Source organism: Pseudomonas fluorescens (genome assembly GCF_902497745.1).
GTDB lineage: Bacteria > Pseudomonadota > Gammaproteobacteria > Pseudomonadales > Pseudomonadaceae > Aquipseudomonas > Aquipseudomonas fluorescens_BM.
Window position 1 is genome coordinate 222,669 of sequence record NZ_CABVHJ010000006.1, and the last position, 18,818, is coordinate 241,486.

Genomic DNA, 18,818 nt, shown 5'->3' on the forward strand with positions numbered 1-18,818 from the left:
CCTCGAAGTTTGACACTTGAACGAGCTTTTCCGGAGCTTAGCCTCGTTGATTTTAATTAACAACTGCCATGTAAAAAATTCTAAACGCCGTTCATCATCTCTTCATGATTATCGGGGCTCTGGCGCCTGTATTGGCACGCAAGTGTTAAAAAAAGCCCGAAAAATAAACCCTGAGCGGCCATGTGTTCGCTATTGACTTCACTTTGCCGTTCGGGTTGACTGGCTCGGCGAAACAGCAGTGAACATAATAATTAACAGCTAAATAGGTGCATCATGTCGGTCCCTCTGCGTACCGTTCAACTCAACGAAGCAAACGCATTCCTTAAGAAATATCCTGAGGTTTTGTACGTCGACCTTCTGATTGCGGATATGAACGGTGTGGTGCGCGGCAAGCGCATCGAACGCACCAGTCTTCATAAGGTTTACGAGAAAGGCATCAACCTGCCGGCCTCGCTTTTCGCCCTCGACATCAACGGCTCCACGGTGGAAAGCACCGGCCTGGGTCTGGACATCGGCGACGCTGACCGCATCTGCTACCCGATCCCCGGCACCCTCAGCATCGAGCCGTGGCAGAAGCGTCCCACCGCACAACTTCTGATGACCATGCACGAGATCGAAGGCCAGCCGTTCTTCGCTGACCCGCGTGAAGTGCTGGCCAACGTCGTACGCAAATTCGACGACCTCGGCCTGACCATTTGCGCGGCGTTCGAACTCGAGTTCTACCTGATCGACCAGGACAACGTGAACGGTCGTCCGCAATCGCCACGTTCGCCGGTGTCCGGCAAGCGTCCGGTGTCGACTCAGGTGTACCTGATCGACGATCTCGACGAATACGTCGATTGCCTGCAAGACATCCTCGAAGGCGCGAAAGAGCAGGGCATCCCGGCTGACGCGATCGTCAAGGAAAGCGCCCCGGCGCAGTTCGAAGTCAACCTGCATCACGTCTCCGACCCGATCAAGGCGTGCGACTACGCCGTCCTGCTCAAGCGTCTGGTGAAGAACATCGCCTACGACCACGAGATGGACACCACCTTCATGGCCAAGCCGTATCCGGGACAGGCGGGCAACGGTCTGCACGTACACATTTCGATCCTGGACAAAGAAGGCAACAACATCTTCGCCAGCGAGGATCCCGAGCAGAACGCCGCACTGCGTCACGCGATCGGCGGTGTGCTGGAGACCCTGCCTGCGCAAATGGCGTTCCTCTGCCCGAACGTCAACTCGTACCGCCGCTTTGGCGCGCAGTTCTACGTACCGAACTCGCCGAGCTGGGGCATCGACAACCGCACCGTTGCGGTTCGTGTGCCAACCGGTTCGGCCGACGCTGTGCGTATCGAGCATCGCGTTGCTGGCGCTGACGCCAACCCGTACCTGCTGATGGCTTCGGTGCTGGCCGGTATTCACCACGGTCTGACCAACCAGATAGAGCCGGGCGCCCCGGTGGAAGGCAACAGCTACGAGCAGAACGAACAGAGCCTGCCGAACAACCTGCGTGATGCACTGCGTGAGCTGGACGACAGCGAGGTCATGGCCCGCTACATCGACCCGATGTACATCGACGTGTTTGTCGCGTGTAAAGAGAGCGAGCTGGCCGAGTTTGAGAACTCGATTTCTGACCTTGAGTACAACTGGTATCTGCATACGGTGTGATTGGCTGAGGCCCTCAAAAGCTGAAGAGCCCCTCACCCTAACCCTCCCGAAACGTCGGACCGCCCGGAGGGAGAGGGGACTGACCCGGGGATGCTTGGGAAATTCTGCGACCTGAACCTGCTTTACCGAATCCATAATCGACTCGGTCGTTCAGGTCGGTGTATCTCCCAAGACAACTCGGTCGGTCCCCTCTACCCCCGGGAGAGGGCTAGGGTGAGGGCGGCCATCTCAAACCAGACACAACACCCCGACACCCCCATTCCCCCTTGTCGAGCCACAACAATGACAACGACCCGCAACGACTGGGAACAACGCTTCCAGTCCCTGACCATCGAAGCCCGCGCGTTCATCAACGGTGAATACCGCCCGGCCATCAGTGGCGACACCTTCGAATGCCTGAGCCCCGTCGATGGCCGTTTCCTCGCCTCCGTGGCCAGCACCGATGAAGCCGATGCCAACCTCGCCGTTGAAGTCGCGCGCCAGTCTTTCGAATCCGGCGTGTGGGCGAAAAAAGCCCCGGCCGAGCGCAAGCGCATCCTGATTCGCTTCGCCGATCTGATCCTGCAGAACCAGGAAGAACTGGCGCTGCTGGAAACCCTCGACATGGGTAAACCGATCAGCGATTCGATGAGCATCGACATCCCGGCGACCGCCAACGCGATCCGCTGGAGCGCCGAAGCCATCGACAAGATCTACGACGAAGTCGCCGCCACACCGCACGACCAACTCGGCCTCGTCACCCGCGAGCCTTCCGGCGTGGTTGCGGCAATCGTGCCGTGGAACTTCCCGCTGATCATGGCCAGCTGGAAATTCGCCCCGGCGCTGGCAGCGGGCAATTCGTTCATTCTCAAACCTTCGGAAAAATCGCCGCTGACCGCGATCCGCATCGCCCAGCTCGCACTGGATGCCGGCATTCCGAAAGGCGTGTTCAACGTTCTGCCAGGCTTCGGCCACGCCGTCGGCAAGGCGTTGGCGTTGCACATGGACGTCGACGTGCTGGCCTTCACCGGCTCCACGGCGATTGCCAAACAGCTGATGATTTATGCCGGCCAAAGCAACATGAAACGCGTCTGGCTCGAAGCAGGGGGCAAGAGCCCGAACGTGGTGTTTGCCGACGCACCGGACTTGCGCGCGGCAGCACAAGCAGCGGCCGGCGCCATTGCGTTCAACCAGGGCGAAGTCTGCACGGCGGGTTCGCGCTTGCTGGTCGAGCGTTCGATCCGCGAGCAGTTCATTCCGCTGTTGGTGGAAGCGCTGCAAGCTTGGAAACCGGGTCATTCACTCGATCCAGCCACCACCGTCGGTGCCGTGGTCGATCAGCGTCAACTCGACAACGTGTTGCGCTACATCAGCATCGGTCGTGAGCAGGGCGCCGAGCTGATTGCCGGCGGCCAACGCACCCTCGAAGAAACCGGTGGCCTCTATGTGCAACCGGCGCTGTTCGACGGCGTGACCAACGCAATGACCATCGCCCAGGAAGAAATCTTCGGCCCGGTGCTGTCGCTGATCACCTTCGACACTGCGGAAGAAGCGCTGCAGATCGCCAACGACAGCATCTTCGGCCTCGCCGCCGGCGTGTGGACCAGCAACCTCAGCAAGGCACACACCTTCGCCCGTGGCCTGCGTGCCGGCAGCGTCTGGGTCAACCAGTACGACGGCGGCGACATGACCGCGCCGTTCGGTGGCTTCAAACAGTCGGGTAACGGCCGCGATAAATCGCTGCACGCGTTCGACAAGTACACCGAGCTGAAAGCGACCTGGATCAAGCTCTGACTCTATTACAGCGGTGGTCGCCAGCGTCTGGCGGCCCTCGGAGAAACGTATGAAACAGCAACACGTAAACAGCTACTACGCCGCCACCCGCAACGAAGTCATCGACTTTCCGGTTCTGGAAGAGTCGGTCGAGTGCGACGTCTGCATCATCGGCGCGGGCTACACCGGCCTGTCCTCGGCACTGTTCCTCACCGAAGCCGGCTACAAAGTGACGGTGCTGGAAGCGGCCAAAGTCGGCTACGGCGCCAGCGGCCGCAATGGTGGTCAACTGGTCAACTCCTACAGCCGCGACGTCGACGTGATCGAAGAGCGCTACGGCGACAAGACTGCGGAAATCCTCGGCAGCATGATCTTCGAAGGCGCCGACATCATCCGTTCGCGCATCAAGGAATACGACATCCAATGCGACTACCGCCCGGGCGGCATCTTCGCAGCGATGAACAAAAAACAACTCAATGGTCTGGCTGAGCAAAAGCGCGGTTGGGAACGTTACGGCAACAACAACCTGAAGATGCTCGACGCGGCTGAGATTCGTCGTGAAGTCGGCTCCGATGCTTACGTTGGCGGCCTGCTCGACATGCAGGGCGGCCACGTGCATCCACTGAACCTGGCGCTCGGTGAGGCGGCTGCGATCACACGTTTGGGTGGCAAGATCTACGAGCAATCGGCGGCCGTGGAAATCAAATACGGCGAGCCCAACGTCGTGCGCACCGCCAAAGGTCAGGTCCGCGCCAAGTACCTGCTGATCGCCGGCAACGCCTACTTGCCGCAAGGCCTCGACAACCGCGTCACCGCGAAAAGCATGCCGTGCGGCTCGCAGATCGTCGTCACCGAACCGTTGACCGAGAAACAGGCGCGCAGCCTGATCACCAACAACTACTGCGTCGAAGACTGCAACTATCTGTTGGATTACTACCGCCTGACCGCCGACAACCGTCTGCTGTACGGCGGCGGCGTGGTCTACGGCGCGCGTGAACCGGACGACATCGAACAACTGATCCGCCCGAAGATCCTCAAGACCTTCCCGCAGCTCAAAGACGTCAAGATCGACTACCGCTGGACCGGCAACTTCCTGCTGACCATGTCCCGCATGCCGCAATTCGGCCGTATCGAAAAAAACGCCTACTACATGCAAGGCTACAGCGGCCACGGCGTCACCTGCTCGCACCTGGCCGGCAAACTGATCTCGGAAATGATCCGCGGCGACGCCGAACGCTTCGACGCCTTTGCCTCCTTGCCACACATGCCAATGCTCGGCGGCCGCACCTTCTCCGCACCACTCACCGCCCTCGGCGCCGTCTACTACTCACTGCGCGACCGCTTCGGCATCTAAGTTACCTCCCCGGCGGCGGCCCAAGACCCCGCCGGTTTTTTAATGCTGCAGCAACACCACCGATGTCACTGACACCCAGATATCCAACTGTGGGAGCGAGCCTGCTCGCGAAGAGGCCAGCGAAGGCAACATCAATCCGACTGAAACACCAAAGATCACATTGTAGGAGTGAGCCTGCTCGCGATGAGGCCAACCCAGCCACCATCCCTCCCACAGAAACACCACAAACCCTGTGGGAGCGAGCTTGCTCGCGAAGGCGGTCATCCAGTCAAAAATAATGGTGAATGTGCCACCCAATCGCGAGCAGGCTCGCTCCCACAGTAACTGCATTACCAAGGCAAGAAGGACTTTTACCCCACCGTCCATCGAACCTGCTGAGCAACACCGGCAAACGTGATTTAATAGCCGCCTTTCACGGTTCCGGGACACGGGAGCAACGTGATCCGCGCCCCTCGCGCGGCACCCGCCACCCACCCCCATTACCCGTGGGTCTGCGCGAGAACCGCCGAGCGGCGATCAGGCAAGGCAAAAACAGGCGAGGAAGCGGAGTGTAGGGCCCTACATGAGCATTCCGAGCCTGTTTTTAACGCAGCATGATCGTCGCGCAGGCAGTTTTCGCGCAGAGCCTAAGTACTTCTCACATAAGGCAGTCATGGATACGGGTTCTCGACTCAAACTAGTACGCGAAAGCTACAAACTCTCCCAGCGCGAGCTGGCCCGGCGTAGCGGCGTGACCAATGCCACCATCTCCCTGATCGAACAGAATCGCGTCAGCCCCTCCGTCAGCTCACTTAAAAAGCTGCTCGAAGGCATACCGATGTCCCTGGCCGACTTCTTCACCTTCGACCAACCCCCGCGCGAACACCAATACGTCTTCCGCGCCAACGAACAACCCGACCTCGGCCGCCACGGCCTGCGCCTGCTGCTGATCGGCGCCTCCGTGCCCAGCCGCCAGATGCGCTTGCTGCGCGAACAATACGCACCAGGTGCGAGTTCGGGGGAAGAGCCGATTGTGCATGCTGAGGGCGAGGAGTGTGGGCTGGTGACGCGGGGCACGGTGGAGTTGACTGTGGATGGGTCGGTGAGTGTGTTGAATGCGGGGGATGGGTATTACTTTCCGACCACGCTGCCGCATAAGTTTCGGAATATCGGGGCGGATGAGGCTGAGATTATTAGTGCTAATACGCCGGCGAATTTTTAATACTAGATATTTGAGTTACTTGCTCAATTGAGCTCTCGTTGTACATTTGAAAAATCCGATGCCATTTTGGTGTCGGATTTTTTTTACGATTTATTGAAGTGCATTCTGTTCGAAGATGGCTGCGAAGAGGGCGCGTAAATATTTTTTTGAGCTTTTAATGGCAGCAGAAAATCTAGTTCTGGTTGGTATAAAAAAATAGTTATTAATTGCGAAATGTTATTGCGACCTGTCAGTTGTGACAGGTGTGCATGGTCGTAAATTTAAATAGCATTAGTCAACTCCTTGCTATTGATGCCGGGGCCGGTGTTTTGAAGTGGATGGAGTTAATTTGTTGGCTGTTGAGTTTTACGGTCAAGAATTTTTCTCGGGAAGAATTGTTTATCGGTGACTGCTGAGCAGGAGCGATATATGAATAGTATTGAATTTGTCCAGAGAGCGGTTGACCTGCAAGGGTTGATGGCATTAACTAAAAAAAACTATCGTTTTTATGAAAAAGAAACGCCGCTGGAAAATTTATCTGATTTTGAGGTTCTTGCCATAAGATGCTCTTTAAATGCCGTGGAAGTTGATGATGTGATTGCCTATCTTGAAAAAAAGTATGGGTGTGCGAATAGTGGATCCATCAAGTCCTTGTTGTCGCTCTCAGTCTTGTACGGGGCGGATCAGTTTTTGGTGAAACTGATTTACCATCCGTTATTTGAAATTGCCCCTGAGTACGTAGATTTGCTTGTCGATTTGGTTTTTGGTTTGATGGAACGGGGGGAAACTGATTGCCCTAGGTCGTTAATTAAGTATCTAGTAGCGGTTTGCCCATTTAATCTGAAATTAAAAGCGTTGGAAGTCAGGCTGGCTTTAGAGGTTGAAAGCGAGGAAGCGGTGGAAGAATTATTCTCGCAGTTAACTCTTCAGGATTTTATGATGGAACCTAGCCTTGCTAGTGTCAGGATTGATTTTCTCTGTGAGAAAAATAGACTTGGTTGTGCAGGTGAGTTGATTGCTTTTTATACCGGGTTTTGTTTTTTGCCATGTTGTCTATTAAGTTCAATTATTTATTATTATATTGAGATAGGAGATCTCGTAACTGGAAGAAAGTTATTGAGATATCTAATCCGCTCTGAGTTTTGCTATCACAGGCAAATGCAGGCCGTATTGCGGATGATCGACAGCGAAAAAAGTGCGCAAGAAGTCGTTGAATATATCGAGGATGTTGAGGGGTGGTACCGTCTTCCTGATTTGATGGCTTGCAGAGCAGCGGTATCTTCTCTCTACCACAAGGGAGATGATGTTAGAGGGTTATCGCCTGTCTCGTGTATCGACTTAAGTGGAGTTGATCTGTTATCGAAAATTCCAGTTGCAAAAAACGTCATTCTGCTATGCGTGGATAAGTTATACCGAGTTCCGGCTTTAGTTGCTATTTTTGATGTGGTCAGAGAAATGAATCAATGTGCGATCAAGCCGGTTTTTGCTTTGTTTCTACCCGAATCGGAAATATCTTTTTGGGAAATGATATCTGGAAAAGTTTCCCAGTTTGCGGGGCTGCCAGAGTTTCTTTTAATTCACGATAATATGCCGGAGATCAGTAAGTGTCGTGAGCGTTACGGGTATCATACTGTCAGAACACTTTCGTCTATGGCGTATGGTAGATTGTTTGCGATAAAGATGCTGTGTGGTATGGGGTTTGGTAAGTTGATCTATTTGGATGCGGATATAGTTGTGGTCAACGATCTGATGCCAATGTTTGCTGTCGATCAGATGGGGTTTCCGGTGTCCGGTGTAGTCGATCGGAAAATAGATAAAGTTGTGCGAGCAATGAAGCTTCACGGTATATCAAATCAGAAATACCTGAACTCAGGTGTGATGCTATTTGATTTGAAGCACCCTGCTACCGAAGTTATTCTTCAGAAAGCTATAGGTTATGTGTTGGATCCAGAAGTGGAGTTGATATATCACGATCAGTGTGCAATTAATAAGGCGTTGAAAGGGCATTTTCATCCTCTATCTGCGAAGTACAATTCTTTTCTGTTTCCAGGAGATATAAATCATCTCGAGCGTGACAGTGTGGTATGGCATTTTCTTGATTCCCCAAAGCCTTGGCAGGCCTCTCATCGTGGTGGAAGTGGTCCCAATCTATGGCACAAACACTTCTTGCTTGCTCAGGCGGATTTGAGAAAGCTCGGTATTCACGACTTGGAGGCGCTCTGAGAGGGAGTGGAGTTGGTTTAGTAGTTGGCTAATGGTTTTCGGGACGCTCTGGCACTCGCCACCGCTTGAGAATAAAAACCGCACTTATGCGGTTTTTATAAGAGGATATTATATTTTTAAAGTATCAAACCCCCGCTGCTCAATCACTCGAAACACATCACTCACATCCTGCACCATGATCCGGGCGATGTTGGTCACGGTGTTGATGTCATGTTCGGCGTGGTCTGGGAGGCGGATGCAGGCAATGAGATCGAGGTATTTGAGGACGGCATCGAGGCGTTCGGCAGCGCAGGCGTGGAGATCGCGTAGTGGGGCGTTGGTGTCGATGATGAGGACGGGGTGCTCGGTGGCGGGGTGGGACATGTGGGCGTAGTGGTGGAGCGGTGTTTTGATCGTCATAGGTTGCACTCTTCAATGTATTAGGAAGTGCCACCTTTCTGCTGCGAAACAAATGGGTGGCAGCTGTATGCGGGTTCGCAGACCGGAGAAGAGTCAAACCGGCAGACCCGAAGGTCTCCCACACACAGCCGCCATAAAATGAAGCGGTGGCGGATTTTGCCACAGTTGTCATTTAGCGGTACGTGTCACTTCTGAGGGCTGCGAAACCCATCGCTGACTGCGGTCGGCGACAACCTCACTCTAGGCAGCAATTTCAGCCGCCACAACCGACCTGTAGGACGTGATACGCACACCTGTGAAAAGGTAGCTTGCTCCCGCTCGGCGACACATCCGTCGTAATTCGGGGCGTGCGCTATGTCTGGGAGAAACGGACTATCCGGTTTTGGCGCAGCTTCGCAAGCCAGCGGGAGCAAGTTCTCTCGCCACATGGGGTGTTTTCCTACGAAGTTTTCAGACATCGAAATGGTCCGAGACTTTCGAGTGATGACCACTCGTCCGACACACCGCACCTTCGCCGCACACCTTCTTCCAATGCTGTAACTCACCACGCAAAGGAAGAGCCACCATGTTGAACCATAAAATCGCGGTGTTAACCCTCGCGGCGTTGCTGTCCGGCAGTTCGCTGTACGCGATCGCGGCTGGCGAGACGTCCACCCCAACGGCAAACGACGGCACAAGCCAGACTCGTGAGCCGGCGTCCCCAGCCACCAATGCCGATCCGGATGCCGATTCGCTGCCCAAAGGTGGGGATGGCGGCAAGACGGATAACGGACCGGTGCCTTCTGCCACCAAACCCAGTGGTGCTGGGCAATCAACCGGTAGCAGCAGTGGCGGAAGCGGCGGCGGTTGATGGATATCGCGTACTAAAAAGCCCGGTCCTTTTGAGCCGGGCTTTTCTTTGCCTGTCGCTAGCATGGATATCAGTCGTTTACTTCGTTTTCCAATGCCCGCCACCGTTCTCACAATCAATCCGCGCCTGGGCCAAATGCTCCACGTCGTAGTAATACGTGGTCACTTGGGCGTTGTCGGGGATGTTCAATGCCTTGGCATTCTTGTCTTTGCTGGTGGAGTGCGGATTGGCCAGGGATTCCTGGGTTATGGTGGCGATGCACGTGGCCTGGTAGTGATCGGCACAGTGTTCGACCTTGGTTTTAGTGCTGCTGAGCATGTCTTTGCTTTCGTTGCTGCACGACCAGTCGATTGAGTTGACCGGCATGCCTTCGTATTCATAGCAGCTGTGGGTTTCCACCGCCGGCACCGAGGCGCTGGAGGATTGGGTCTGGACGTCGCAGCCTTCGGCCATGACGCAGGTGGGGATGACTGCGAAGGTGGCGATCAGAAGCAGGAAGCGAATGTTCATCGGGGTTTCCTCTTCAAAGGCGCCGGGTCTGATCGATGATGTTGGCGCTTTATAGTTTCGAGACGGCGTGGAGGAGGGAGGTTCCATCGGGTTTTTGATTTGCTCCTGTCGCGTACACTGCGAAACAATCGGAAACATTCAGCGCCAAAGGATTGGAACATCGCCATGATGGTTATCGGCAGCCGCAACAACGCTCCCACACCGCAACATAAAACCCACGACGTTTACATTTTCAGCCTCGACCTGTCCCGGCCGGCCACGCCTTTGTGTTTCGAACAGTCAATAGGTGGCGGGCATGCCGAGCAGGGCGGTGCCCGGTGGTTGGCGCTGGATGAGCTGGACGCCTGGCCCGGTGATTGGCGCGAGCATCTGAGAAAGGCTGATTGCGCCTGGGTCGCTGAGATAATCGATGCCGATCCGCAAGCTGACCAAATCACCATCGTGTCGTTGATTCTTCAGCGTCATTCCGGGCCAGCCAAACCAGTCGGACGGCTGAAGGCAATCGGCAACTGGCTCAAACGCAACATCCACGTCGGCGGCCGCTACGGCGTTTAACCCTCGGAGAATCCCATGACCCAGACCCTCGAACGTGCTATCGCCATCGCCGCCACGGCCCACGCCGGGCAGGTCGACAAGGGCGGTGCGCCGTACATTCTGCATCCGCTGAAGGTTATGTTGCGCATGAGCACGCTGGAACAACGCATCGTCGCCGTGCTGCATGACGTGGTTGAGGATTGCGGTGTCAGCCTCGATGACTTGCGCAAGGAAGGCTTCAGCGAAGAGGTGCTGACGGCGATTGAGTCGGTGAGCAAAGTGCCGGGCGAGTCCTACGAGGATTTTGTCGAGCGCGCCGCGCAGAACACGATCGGTCGGGTGGTGAAGCTGGCGGATCTGGAAGAGAACAGCGACCTGTCGCGGATTGCTTCGCCGAGCTGGGAGGATCTGGAACGGGTCGAAAAATACCGCCGGGCAATTGGACGGTTGCGCGGTTAACAGGGGATTGCCCGCTTAGGTCATTTCCCGATCGATTTACTGCCATGCAAGGCACAGAGGGAGGAACCAAGGATGGAGTTTGCAACGATCGTTCAGCTACTGACGGTAATCGGAGTCGTCGCTGCTGCGACAAAGGTAATTCGCGAATTATCGTTTATGGGCAAAAGCCGGCTTGCGGAGGAGTACCGGGTCGCGAAAGAGGTGTTGAAGGATATTGAGCAAAACCCTGATTTACCTCTTTTGGTCAGGGAGCGCGGCTACCTGGCTATCGCGGGTACTTCGACGATCAATCCCGCCGATGTCGCGTATCTGATTTCCCTCGTTAATCCGGCCAGAAACCTCAGGGACTATGTGCTTTCCAGAAAGTACGTTGAGCTTGATGTCGAGCGCCACAGGATTGATTTCCGCCCGAAGTATAGAAAGCGTTTTTCCAGGATCTGGAGAAAAGCCTGGAGTTTCACGCTGTATATCGTGTGGTCCGCTATTGCGATGTCTCCACTTCTGTTGATCCAGCCAATGGGGCTTGAACCGAAATTCGCCTTTTGGATGGGTATCACCGTGCCGGTCGCGGGTTTCTTTGGTGTCAGCTCGTTGCTTGAATGCCTGAAGATTATCAAGGGCGAGAAGCTGGTTCAGTCACAGGAACAGCACACCCGCAGAATACTGGTTGCGCAAACACCGAAGAAACCATCGATCACGCGCCATGAAAGTACATCCTGACTCATTGGTTCAGACGACGTAAGTCACACTTTCAAGTCGATGGAGGATTGATGAAATCTATTCTGTGTTTGTTGATTGCGGCTGGTTTCGGCGCGCTGTTGCAGTTCGAAGGCGTACCCCATGGCCTGCTGCTGGGTTCGATCGTCGTTACCGCATTGTTTGCCAGTAAAACCGGTATCGCCCCGGCAACCCCCTATGGACTGGGTTACATCCAGGTCACGCTGGGCATCGCCACCGGGCTCATGTTTGAAGCGTGGGACAGCGCGACGGCCTCGACGATGTTGCCGAGCCTCGGCGTGTTGCTGATTTGCCTGGCAGTGCAGATCGCATTGGCTGGATGGTGGCTGACGCGCGGCGCAGGCTGGAATCGCACTGATGCGCTGTTGGCGGTTTATCCCGGTGCGCTGGCGGCGGTGTTTGATTTGCTCGAATCGGAAAAGGCGTCGAGCAAGGTCATCATCGTGCATCTGATGCGCTTGCTGCTGATTACCGTGCTGGTGAGTTTCCTGATTCCCGGCCAAGCGGCCATCGCGGTTGCCGACGGCGATCCTTTGACGACGGGCATGGCGCTGACCGCGTGTTCGGTGATCGCGCTGAGTGTACTGCTCGGACGCTTGCTGCTGGTGATTGGTGTACCGGCGCCGTTCATGCTCACCGCGATCATCATCACGGCGGTGTTTGTGAAAGCGGGATGGCTGCACGGTTTTCACATGCCGGATTGGAGTTTGAATCTGGCGGCGCTGATTCTCGGTGTGCGTATCGGTTCACGTTTTCAGGGGCTGGGTGTCGCGGAGCTGGGACGTCATGGGCGCATGGCGTTGGTCTCGGTCGGTTTGATGATTGTGGTGGCGGCGGTGTTTGCTGAAGTCGCGGCACGCTGGTTGGGCAATGATCCGCTTTCGCTATGGTTGGCGTACATGCCGGGGGCGATTGAGACGATTGCGATTGTCGCGTTTGGTGGTGGGCTGAATGTGGTGTTTATCCTGACTCATCATTTGAGCCGGATGGTGTTGCTGCATTTTGCCCCGGCGTTGTTGGTGCAGGTGCGGCGGGCGCGCGAGGAAACATGACTCGAGCTGATGCCAATGTGTTGCGGTGTGTCAGTTAGATCCGTCCCCCTCACCCCAGCCCTCTCCCCCAAGGGGGCGAGGGGAAAGGGAGCTGATTGTGGGCTGTTCAAAACTTGAGTTCGGCTCGATATTCCAGGTCGGCGTAGCTCGGAAAAACAACTCTGTCAGTCGCCTCTCTCCCAGGTGGGCGAGGGCGAAAGGGAGCCGATTGTGGGCTGTTCAAAACTTGAGTTCGGCTCGATATTCCAGGTCGGCGTAGCTCGAAAAAACAACTCGGTCAGTCCCCTCTCCCTCTGGGAGAGGGTTAGGGTGAGGGGCTTTTGCTCTACGTGGTCGATGCGGCACTAGCGGATGTGTGCGTCGAAGCCTTCGCTATCCGGCGCGATATCGCTCTTCAAGGTCAAAGCAGGGATCTCATACTCCCCCCCATTCTGCTGCCGGAACCCAATCGGCCTTGCACTCCACAACTCATCCAGCCGCCGCCCCAACTCATCACAAGTCTCGGCATATCGCGCTGCATCCATCCGGCTAGTCCGATACACCACAAACGGTGGCACCACTTCAAAACCGGGGTAGTACAAAATCCCGTGTTGAATCGGAAACAGCAAATCATCAATCGGCCCGTTAATCCCGCGCGGTGCGTAATGCGACTCCCAGCCACCGGTGGTGACCATCAACATCGCCCGTTTGCCTTTCATTTTCCCTTCGCCATAACGCTCGCCCCAACGACTGTCGGAATGTTCGCCGACGCCGTAGGCAAAACCGTAGGCGTATACCCGATCGACCCAGCCTTTGAGAATCGCCGGCATGGTGAACCACCACAGCGGAAACTGCAGAATCAGCGCATCCGCCCACAACAGTTTTTCCTGCTCGCGAGCGATGTCGGCAGCCTGGGTGCCTTCGGCGTAAGCGATTTTCGAGTCGAGGGAGGCGTGGAACGGTTTAGTCGCATCGCGCTGCGGGGCATCGTCAGCGTCGAGGCTGGCTTTCCAGTTCATCGCGTAGAGATCGGAGACTTGCACGGTGTGGCCGGCGGCTTGCAGACGCTGGACGCTGAAGTCGCGCAGCGAGCCGTTGAGGGAAGTCGGTTCTGGATGGGCGTAAACCAGTAGCACGTTCATGTTGAAGCTCCGTTAGCTGAGTGACTGCAGGATCGGCGTTCAACCGGTATATTGGAAATGAATGTCTGATATGTCTGGTATAGCCATGAATAATTTGAGACGGCTGGATATCAATCTGCTGCTGACCCTTGATGTGCTGCTGGCGGAGCACAACGTCACCCGTGCGGCGCAACGGCTGAACCTGTCGCAGCCATCGGTGAGTGTGCATCTGGCCAAGTTGCGCGACATCTTCGGGGATCCGCTGCTGTTGCCCGGGCCGCGCGGCATGCGCCCGACGGCGCGCGCCGATGAATTGCGGGAGCCATTGCGCGAGGCGCTGGAGGCGTTGGAGAGGGCAGTGGCGCCAGCCAGTGCGTTCGCCCCGGCGTTGGCGACCCACACCTGGAAAATCGCCGCGACGGATTATGGCGAGTCGACGGTGGTGTTGCCGGCGCTGAGCGGCTTGCGCGAACAGGCGCCGGGCACGCGTCTGGCGGTGATCGATCTGACCCCGGCGCATTTGGTTAAACAGGCCGAGCAGGGCGTGTTCGATCTGGCGCTGCACATCAGCGAAGACGCGCCGCCGGAGTTGCATCGACGTCCGCTGTTCACCGAGCGTTACGTGCTGGCGGGACGAGTCGGGCATCCAGGTTTGATGCAGGCGCCGAGCCGCGAACAGTTCTGCGCGCTGGAGCACGTGATGGTGTCGCGCGAGGGCGGGGGCTTTTTCGGGGTGACCGACCGGGCGTTGGCTGATGTCGGGCTGATGAGAAAAGTGGTGTTGTCGGTGCCGCACTTTCTGATGGCGATGTCGGTGTTGGCCAGCACCGATCTGGTGGCGATGCTGCCGTCACGCCTGGTGCGCGGCAACCCGGCGTTGCACGTGGTCGACGCGCCGCTGGAAGTGCCCGGTTACGAAATGGCGATGTTCTGGGGCGAACGCTCGCACCGTGATCCGGCGCATAAATGGCTGCGTGAGCATTTGTTGGCGTCGGTCTGAGGCACTGTCAGGCGTGGCCGAGGGCAATTGCAAACGACACGACGATCATGCAAGCAAACGCAAAATTGAGATTCATGAGGTGTTCATCCTGAGCCTTTTAGAAGTGCGGCCATTCTGAACAGGTTGAAAGCAAAGAAAAAATTCGCCTTGTTGATTCCAAAGATCGAAACAATCGATACCTGCCGATTTGTGTTTGCGCGAGGCTTTGGTTAGTCTCGCGAAACCTGCAACTACAAGCATAAACAGGCATAACCATGCACGATCATTCCGCGGCTGAACTGCCGTCCCTGCGTCGACAGAAAATTCTTTTGCTCCTTGAACGTGACGGTAAAGTCATGGCGTCCGAGTTGAGTCAGCACTTCGCAGTCTCCGAAGACACCATCCGCCGCGACCTGTCCGAACTGGACAACGCCGGTTTGGTACAGCGCGTGCACGGCGGGGCGTTGCCGCGTCCGAAGGACTCCGGCAAGGATTACTTCACGCGGCTGGATGAGACGGATGAGGTGAAGATTCGCCTGGCGCAACGAGCGGCGCAGGAGATTGAAGACGGGCAGATTGTGCTGTTCGACTCCGGCTCGACCACGCTGCAAGTGGCGCGCTCGTTGCGTGCAGATATCAGCATCACGGCGGTGACCGCTTCGCCGATGACGGCGATTGCGCTTTCGGAATTCAAGGGTGTGAAAGTGATTCTCGCTGGCGGCCAGTTGAACCCGCGCACGATGGCGGCGGGTGGGCATGAGGCGCTGCGGTTGCTGGCCGGGATCCGGGCGGATCTGGCGATTACTGGCGTGTGTGCGATTCATCCGGAAGTGGGGATTACCTCGCTGCATTTTGATGAAGTGCCGGTGAAGCAGGCGATGCTCGATGGCGCCGCGCGAGTGATTGCGGTGACCACGGCGGACAAGTTGGGGGCGGTGGAGCCGTTTGTGGTGGCGCCGTGTTCGCGCCTGCATACGCTGATTACCGAGCGGCATGTGGCGTCGGGGAGTGTCGAAGATTACCGGCGGTTGGGGATTGTGGTCGAGCAGTTGCCTGATTGAGGTTTTGTGGTGGTTTTGATGGCCCCTTCGCGAGCAAGCTCGCTCCCACATTCGAACGCGTTTCTGAGATAGAACTCGGTCAACTGTGGGAGCGAGCTTGCTCGCGAAGGGGTCGGTACATTCAACCCATCTTTCAGCGAAGTCGCTCAAGCATCTGGTAATACCACATCCCCGCCGCCAACAACGGGTTACCGAGCAAATCCCCCATCGGCACGCGTATGTGCTGGCACTGGGCAAACGTATCGAACTGTTCCATTTGCCCGGTGATCGCGCGGCTCATGATCTCGCCCATGATGTGCGTCGTCGCGATACCGTGCCCCGAGTAGCCCTGGCAGTACCAGACGTTGTCCGAGAGCTTGCCCAGTTGCGGGATGCGGTTGATGACGATGCCCATCGCGCAGCTCCATTGGTAATCAATCTGCACGCCTTTGAGCGCCGGAAAGGTTTGTTCGATGCACGGGCGCAGTTCGGCGGCGATGTCCCGTGAATCCTTGCCGCTGTAGTTGGCGCCACCACCGAACAGCAAGCGGCCATCGGCGGTGAGGCGGTAGTAGTCGAGGACGAAGCGGCAGTCGTACACCGCGAGGTCTTCGGGGTTGATCTGTTTCGCCAGATCGCCTAGGGGCGCGGTTGTAACGATGCCGCCCATGGCCGGAAAAATCTTGCCCTTGAGCTGCCCCGGTTCGAGCTTGTGATAGACGTCGCCGGCGAGCATCACCTGATTGGCATCGATCTGCCCGTGAGCCGTGCGCACACCGGGCGTAGCGCCATGAATGATCTCCAGCACTTCGCTGTTTTCGAAGATCAGCGCGCCAAGACTTTCCGCCGCCCGCGCTTCACCGATGCACAGGTTGAGCGGGTGCAGATGCATGTTGCGGGAGTTCTTGATTGCGCCGTGGTAGAGATCGCTTTGCAGTAGATCACGCACCTGGCTGCGGTCGAGCAGGCTGACTTCATCAGCTAATCCGCGCCGTACGGCTTCTTCATAATCCTTGCGCAAGTCAGTCATGTGGCTGGGTTTGTACGCGGCGTGTAAGTGGCCGTGTTTGAGGTCGCATTGAATGCCGTATTTCTCGACGCGTTGCTGGATGATTTCATGTCCGCGCCAGCGCAGGTGCCAGATGAAATCATCGACCTCGTCGCCGAGTTTCGGACGCATCTGTTTGCGCATTGCGCCGTCGCCGGAAAGGCTGCCGGTGACTTGGCCGCCATTGCGCCCGGTGGCGCCCCAGCCGATCTTGTGGCTCTCGACGATGGCGACTTTCAGGCCTTTTTCGGCGAGTTCGACGGCGGTGGCGACGCCGGTGAAACCGCCGCCGATGATCACCACGTCGACTTTGTGCCGGCCTTGCAGGGGCGGGTAGTTGGTGTCTTGGTTAAGGGTGGCGGTGTAGTAGGAATTGCAGCGTTCGGTCATGTCAGTGTCCACACAAAATTCGGGAGTCGGAGTGCAATCCCTGTGGGAGCGAGCTTGCTCGCGAAAGCGGCGTGTCAGTCACCCAAAATGTTGAATGTGACGACGCCTTCGCGAGCAGGCTCGCTCCCACAGGGGAGATGTGAATATTCAGGCTTCGGTGAGATACCAACGCCAATCCTGCTCACCCACCTCGGCCATGAACTGCCGATACTCGGCACGCTTCACCGCCAGATACACCCCGAGAAACTCCTGCCCCAAGGCGTCCCGTGCCCACACCGAATTCTCCAGCGCCTGCAGCGACGTCAGCCAATCCGTCGGCAGCAACTCCTTCGCCTGCGCATAACCGTTGCCTTCAACCGGCGCACCCGGATCAAGGTGTTCACGAATGCCGCGATGAATCCCGGCAAGGATCGCCGCCGCTGCCAGATACGGGTTGGCATCGGCGCCGCAGATGCGGTGTTCGATGTGCCGGGTGTTGGCCGGGCCGCCCGGTACGCGCAGGCTCACGGTACGGTTGTCGACGCCCCAGGTCGGCGCCAGCGGCGCGTAGCTGTTGGCCTGAAAGCGCCGGTAGGAGTTGGCGTTCGGGCAGAACAGCAGCAGCGAATCGAGCAAGGACGCGAGCATGCCGCCAATCGCCGTGCGCAGCAGCGGCGTGCCGGCCGGGTCTTCGGAGGCGAACAGATTGTGTCCCGCGGCATCGGCCAGACTGACGTGCATATGCATGCCGGTGCCGGCCAGATCATCGAACGGCTTGGCCATGAAGGTTGCCTGCATGCCGTGCTTGTGGGCGATGGCTTTGACCAGACGTTTATAGCGCACGGCTTGGTCCATCGCCTCCAGCGCATCACCGTGTTCAAGGGTGATTTCCACCTGACCCGGCGCGTACTCGGAGATCGCCGTGCGCGCCGGAATGCCGTGCAGTTTGCAGGCGCTGTAGAGGTCGGCGAGGAACGGTTCGATCTGTTCCAACTCACGCAAACCGTAAACCTGAGTGTGTCGCGGTCGACCACCGTCGGCGTCCAGTGCCGGTTGCGGGCGGCCGTTGTGATCGCGTTTGGCGTCGAGCAGATAGAACTCCAGTTCACACGCCATCACCGGGAAATAACCCTCGGCTTTGAGACCGTCGATGACTTTGATCAGCAAGTGCCGTGGGTCAGCGATGCTCGCCGGCATGCCCTCGGTCGGGTGCATGCTGACCTGCACGGCGGCGGTCGGAATCTGCCGCCATGGCAGGCGCACCAGACTGCCTTCCAGCGGATAGGCGCGGCAGTCGATATCGCCGACGTCCCAGACCAGACCGGAGTTCTCGACGTCTTCACCCTGCACGGTCAGGCCGAGGATGGTGCTTGGTAGCGGTCGACCGCTTTCGTACACGGCGAGCAGTTCTTCGCGGTGCAACAGCTTGCCGCGCGGCACGCCGTTGGCGTCGAGGATGAACAACTCGATCATGTCGATATCGGGGTTCTGATCAAGGAACAGGCGTGCGTCTTCGATGGCTGCGAATTTCATAATCAATCACTCACGATGGCGCCGCACAGGCGCGCAGATTCGGGCCGG

The 18,818-nt window shown here is 57.1% G+C and carries 18 protein-coding genes; 12 read left to right on the top strand and 6 right to left on the bottom strand.

The window, feature by feature from the left end:
• The first annotated feature begins 273 nt into the window (after window positions 1-273).
• From F8N44_RS11780 to F8N44_RS11790, 3 genes are all read left to right on the top strand, one after another.
• On the top strand, window positions 274-1,650 hold the full coding sequence (locus F8N44_RS11780; protein ID WP_007918694.1) for a glutamine synthetase family protein: 1,377 nt from the start codon (window positions 274-276) through the stop codon (window positions 1,648-1,650).
• A 282-nt stretch (window positions 1,651-1,932) separates the two neighbouring features.
• Window positions 1,933-3,423, top strand: coding sequence for an aldehyde dehydrogenase (locus F8N44_RS11785; RefSeq protein ID WP_150650425.1), 1,491 nt, complete (start codon window positions 1,933-1,935; stop codon window positions 3,421-3,423).
• Between the two features lie 49 nt (window positions 3,424-3,472).
• Complete coding sequence (locus F8N44_RS11790) at window positions 3,473-4,756, top strand: NAD(P)/FAD-dependent oxidoreductase (RefSeq protein WP_108226928.1); 1,284 nt, start codon at window positions 3,473-3,475, stop codon at window positions 4,754-4,756.
• Between the two features lie 39 nt (window positions 4,757-4,795).
• On the opposite strand, the gene F8N44_RS11795 is transcribed toward F8N44_RS11790, so the two are convergent.
• A complete protein-coding gene (locus F8N44_RS11795) occupies window positions 4,796-5,122 on the bottom strand; it encodes a hypothetical protein (protein ID WP_150650426.1) in 327 nt (108 codons plus the stop codon).
• A 286-nt stretch (window positions 5,123-5,408) separates the two neighbouring features.
• Here F8N44_RS11795 and F8N44_RS11800 point away from each other — a divergent pair, with 286 nt between their 5' ends.
• Entirely contained in the window at window positions 5,409-5,957 is a 549-nt protein-coding gene (locus F8N44_RS11800; protein WP_007950154.1) for a cupin domain-containing protein, read from the top strand.
• Window positions 5,958-6,365: 408 nt separating this feature from the next.
• Entirely contained in the window at window positions 6,366-8,159 is a 1,794-nt protein-coding gene (locus F8N44_RS11805) for a glycosyltransferase family 8 protein (protein ID WP_150650427.1), read from the top strand.
• A gap of 108 nt (window positions 8,160-8,267) precedes the next feature.
• Here the strand turns inward: F8N44_RS11805 and F8N44_RS11810 are convergent, their stop codons facing one another.
• Window positions 8,268-8,558 (bottom strand): fructose-bisphosphate aldolase, encoded by a 291-nt coding sequence (locus F8N44_RS11810; RefSeq protein WP_150650428.1) that lies wholly within the window; start codon window positions 8,556-8,558, stop codon window positions 8,268-8,270.
• 565 nt (window positions 8,559-9,123) lie between these two features.
• Here F8N44_RS11810 and F8N44_RS11815 point away from each other — a divergent pair.
• Window positions 9,124-9,408, top strand: coding sequence for a hypothetical protein (locus F8N44_RS11815; RefSeq protein ID WP_064120842.1), 285 nt, complete (start codon window positions 9,124-9,126; stop codon window positions 9,406-9,408).
• Window positions 9,409-9,486: 78 nt separating this feature from the next.
• On the opposite strand, the gene F8N44_RS11820 is transcribed toward F8N44_RS11815, so the two are convergent.
• A complete protein-coding gene (locus F8N44_RS11820) occupies window positions 9,487-9,918 on the bottom strand; it encodes a hypothetical protein (RefSeq protein ID WP_007919301.1) in 432 nt (143 codons plus the stop codon).
• Between the two features lie 165 nt (window positions 9,919-10,083).
• Here F8N44_RS11820 and F8N44_RS11825 point away from each other — a divergent pair, with 165 nt between their 5' ends.
• The 4 genes from F8N44_RS11825 to F8N44_RS11840 all read left to right on the top strand — a co-directional run bounded on the left by F8N44_RS11825 (window position 10,084) and on the right by F8N44_RS11840 (window position 12,701).
• Window positions 10,084-10,473 (top strand): hypothetical protein, encoded by a 390-nt coding sequence (locus F8N44_RS11825; RefSeq protein ID WP_150650429.1) that lies wholly within the window; start codon window positions 10,084-10,086, stop codon window positions 10,471-10,473.
• Between the two features lie 15 nt (window positions 10,474-10,488).
• A complete protein-coding gene (locus F8N44_RS11830; RefSeq protein ID WP_150650430.1) occupies window positions 10,489-10,911 on the top strand; it encodes an HD domain-containing protein in 423 nt (140 codons plus the stop codon).
• Window positions 10,912-10,983: 72 nt separating this feature from the next.
• On the top strand, window positions 10,984-11,631 hold the full coding sequence (locus F8N44_RS11835; RefSeq protein WP_150650431.1) for a hypothetical protein: 648 nt from the start codon (window positions 10,984-10,986) through the stop codon (window positions 11,629-11,631).
• A gap of 50 nt (window positions 11,632-11,681) precedes the next feature.
• Entirely contained in the window at window positions 11,682-12,701 is a 1,020-nt protein-coding gene (locus F8N44_RS11840; protein ID WP_150650432.1) for an AbrB family transcriptional regulator, read from the top strand.
• A 344-nt stretch (window positions 12,702-13,045) separates the two neighbouring features.
• Here F8N44_RS11840 and F8N44_RS11845 read toward each other — a convergent pair whose 3' ends face one another.
• Window positions 13,046-13,822: an NAD(P)H-dependent oxidoreductase gene (locus F8N44_RS11845; RefSeq protein WP_150650433.1), complete on the bottom strand. Its 777-nt coding sequence runs from the start codon at window positions 13,820-13,822 to the stop codon at window positions 13,046-13,048.
• An 85-nt stretch (window positions 13,823-13,907) separates the two neighbouring features.
• On the opposite strand from F8N44_RS11845, the gene F8N44_RS11850 reads away from it, so the two are divergent.
• On the top strand, window positions 13,908-14,801 hold the full coding sequence (locus tag F8N44_RS11850; protein WP_191630886.1) for a LysR family transcriptional regulator: 894 nt from the start codon (window positions 13,908-13,910) through the stop codon (window positions 14,799-14,801).
• A 254-nt stretch (window positions 14,802-15,055) separates the two neighbouring features.
• Window positions 15,056-15,841: a DeoR/GlpR family DNA-binding transcription regulator gene (locus tag F8N44_RS11855; protein WP_150650435.1), complete on the top strand. Its 786-nt coding sequence runs from the start codon at window positions 15,056-15,058 to the stop codon at window positions 15,839-15,841.
• 133 nt (window positions 15,842-15,974) lie between these two features.
• Here the strand turns inward: F8N44_RS11855 and F8N44_RS11860 are convergent, their stop codons facing one another.
• Both F8N44_RS11860 and F8N44_RS11870 read right to left on the bottom strand, forming a co-directional pair.
• Window positions 15,975-17,258, bottom strand: coding sequence for an NAD(P)/FAD-dependent oxidoreductase (locus tag F8N44_RS11860; protein ID WP_150650436.1), 1,284 nt, complete (start codon window positions 17,256-17,258; stop codon window positions 15,975-15,977).
• Window positions 17,259-17,405: 147 nt separating this feature from the next.
• A complete protein-coding gene (locus tag F8N44_RS11870) occupies window positions 17,406-18,770 on the bottom strand; it encodes a glutamine synthetase family protein (protein ID WP_150650437.1) in 1,365 nt (454 codons plus the stop codon).
• Between the last annotated feature and the right edge of the window lie 48 nt (window positions 18,771-18,818).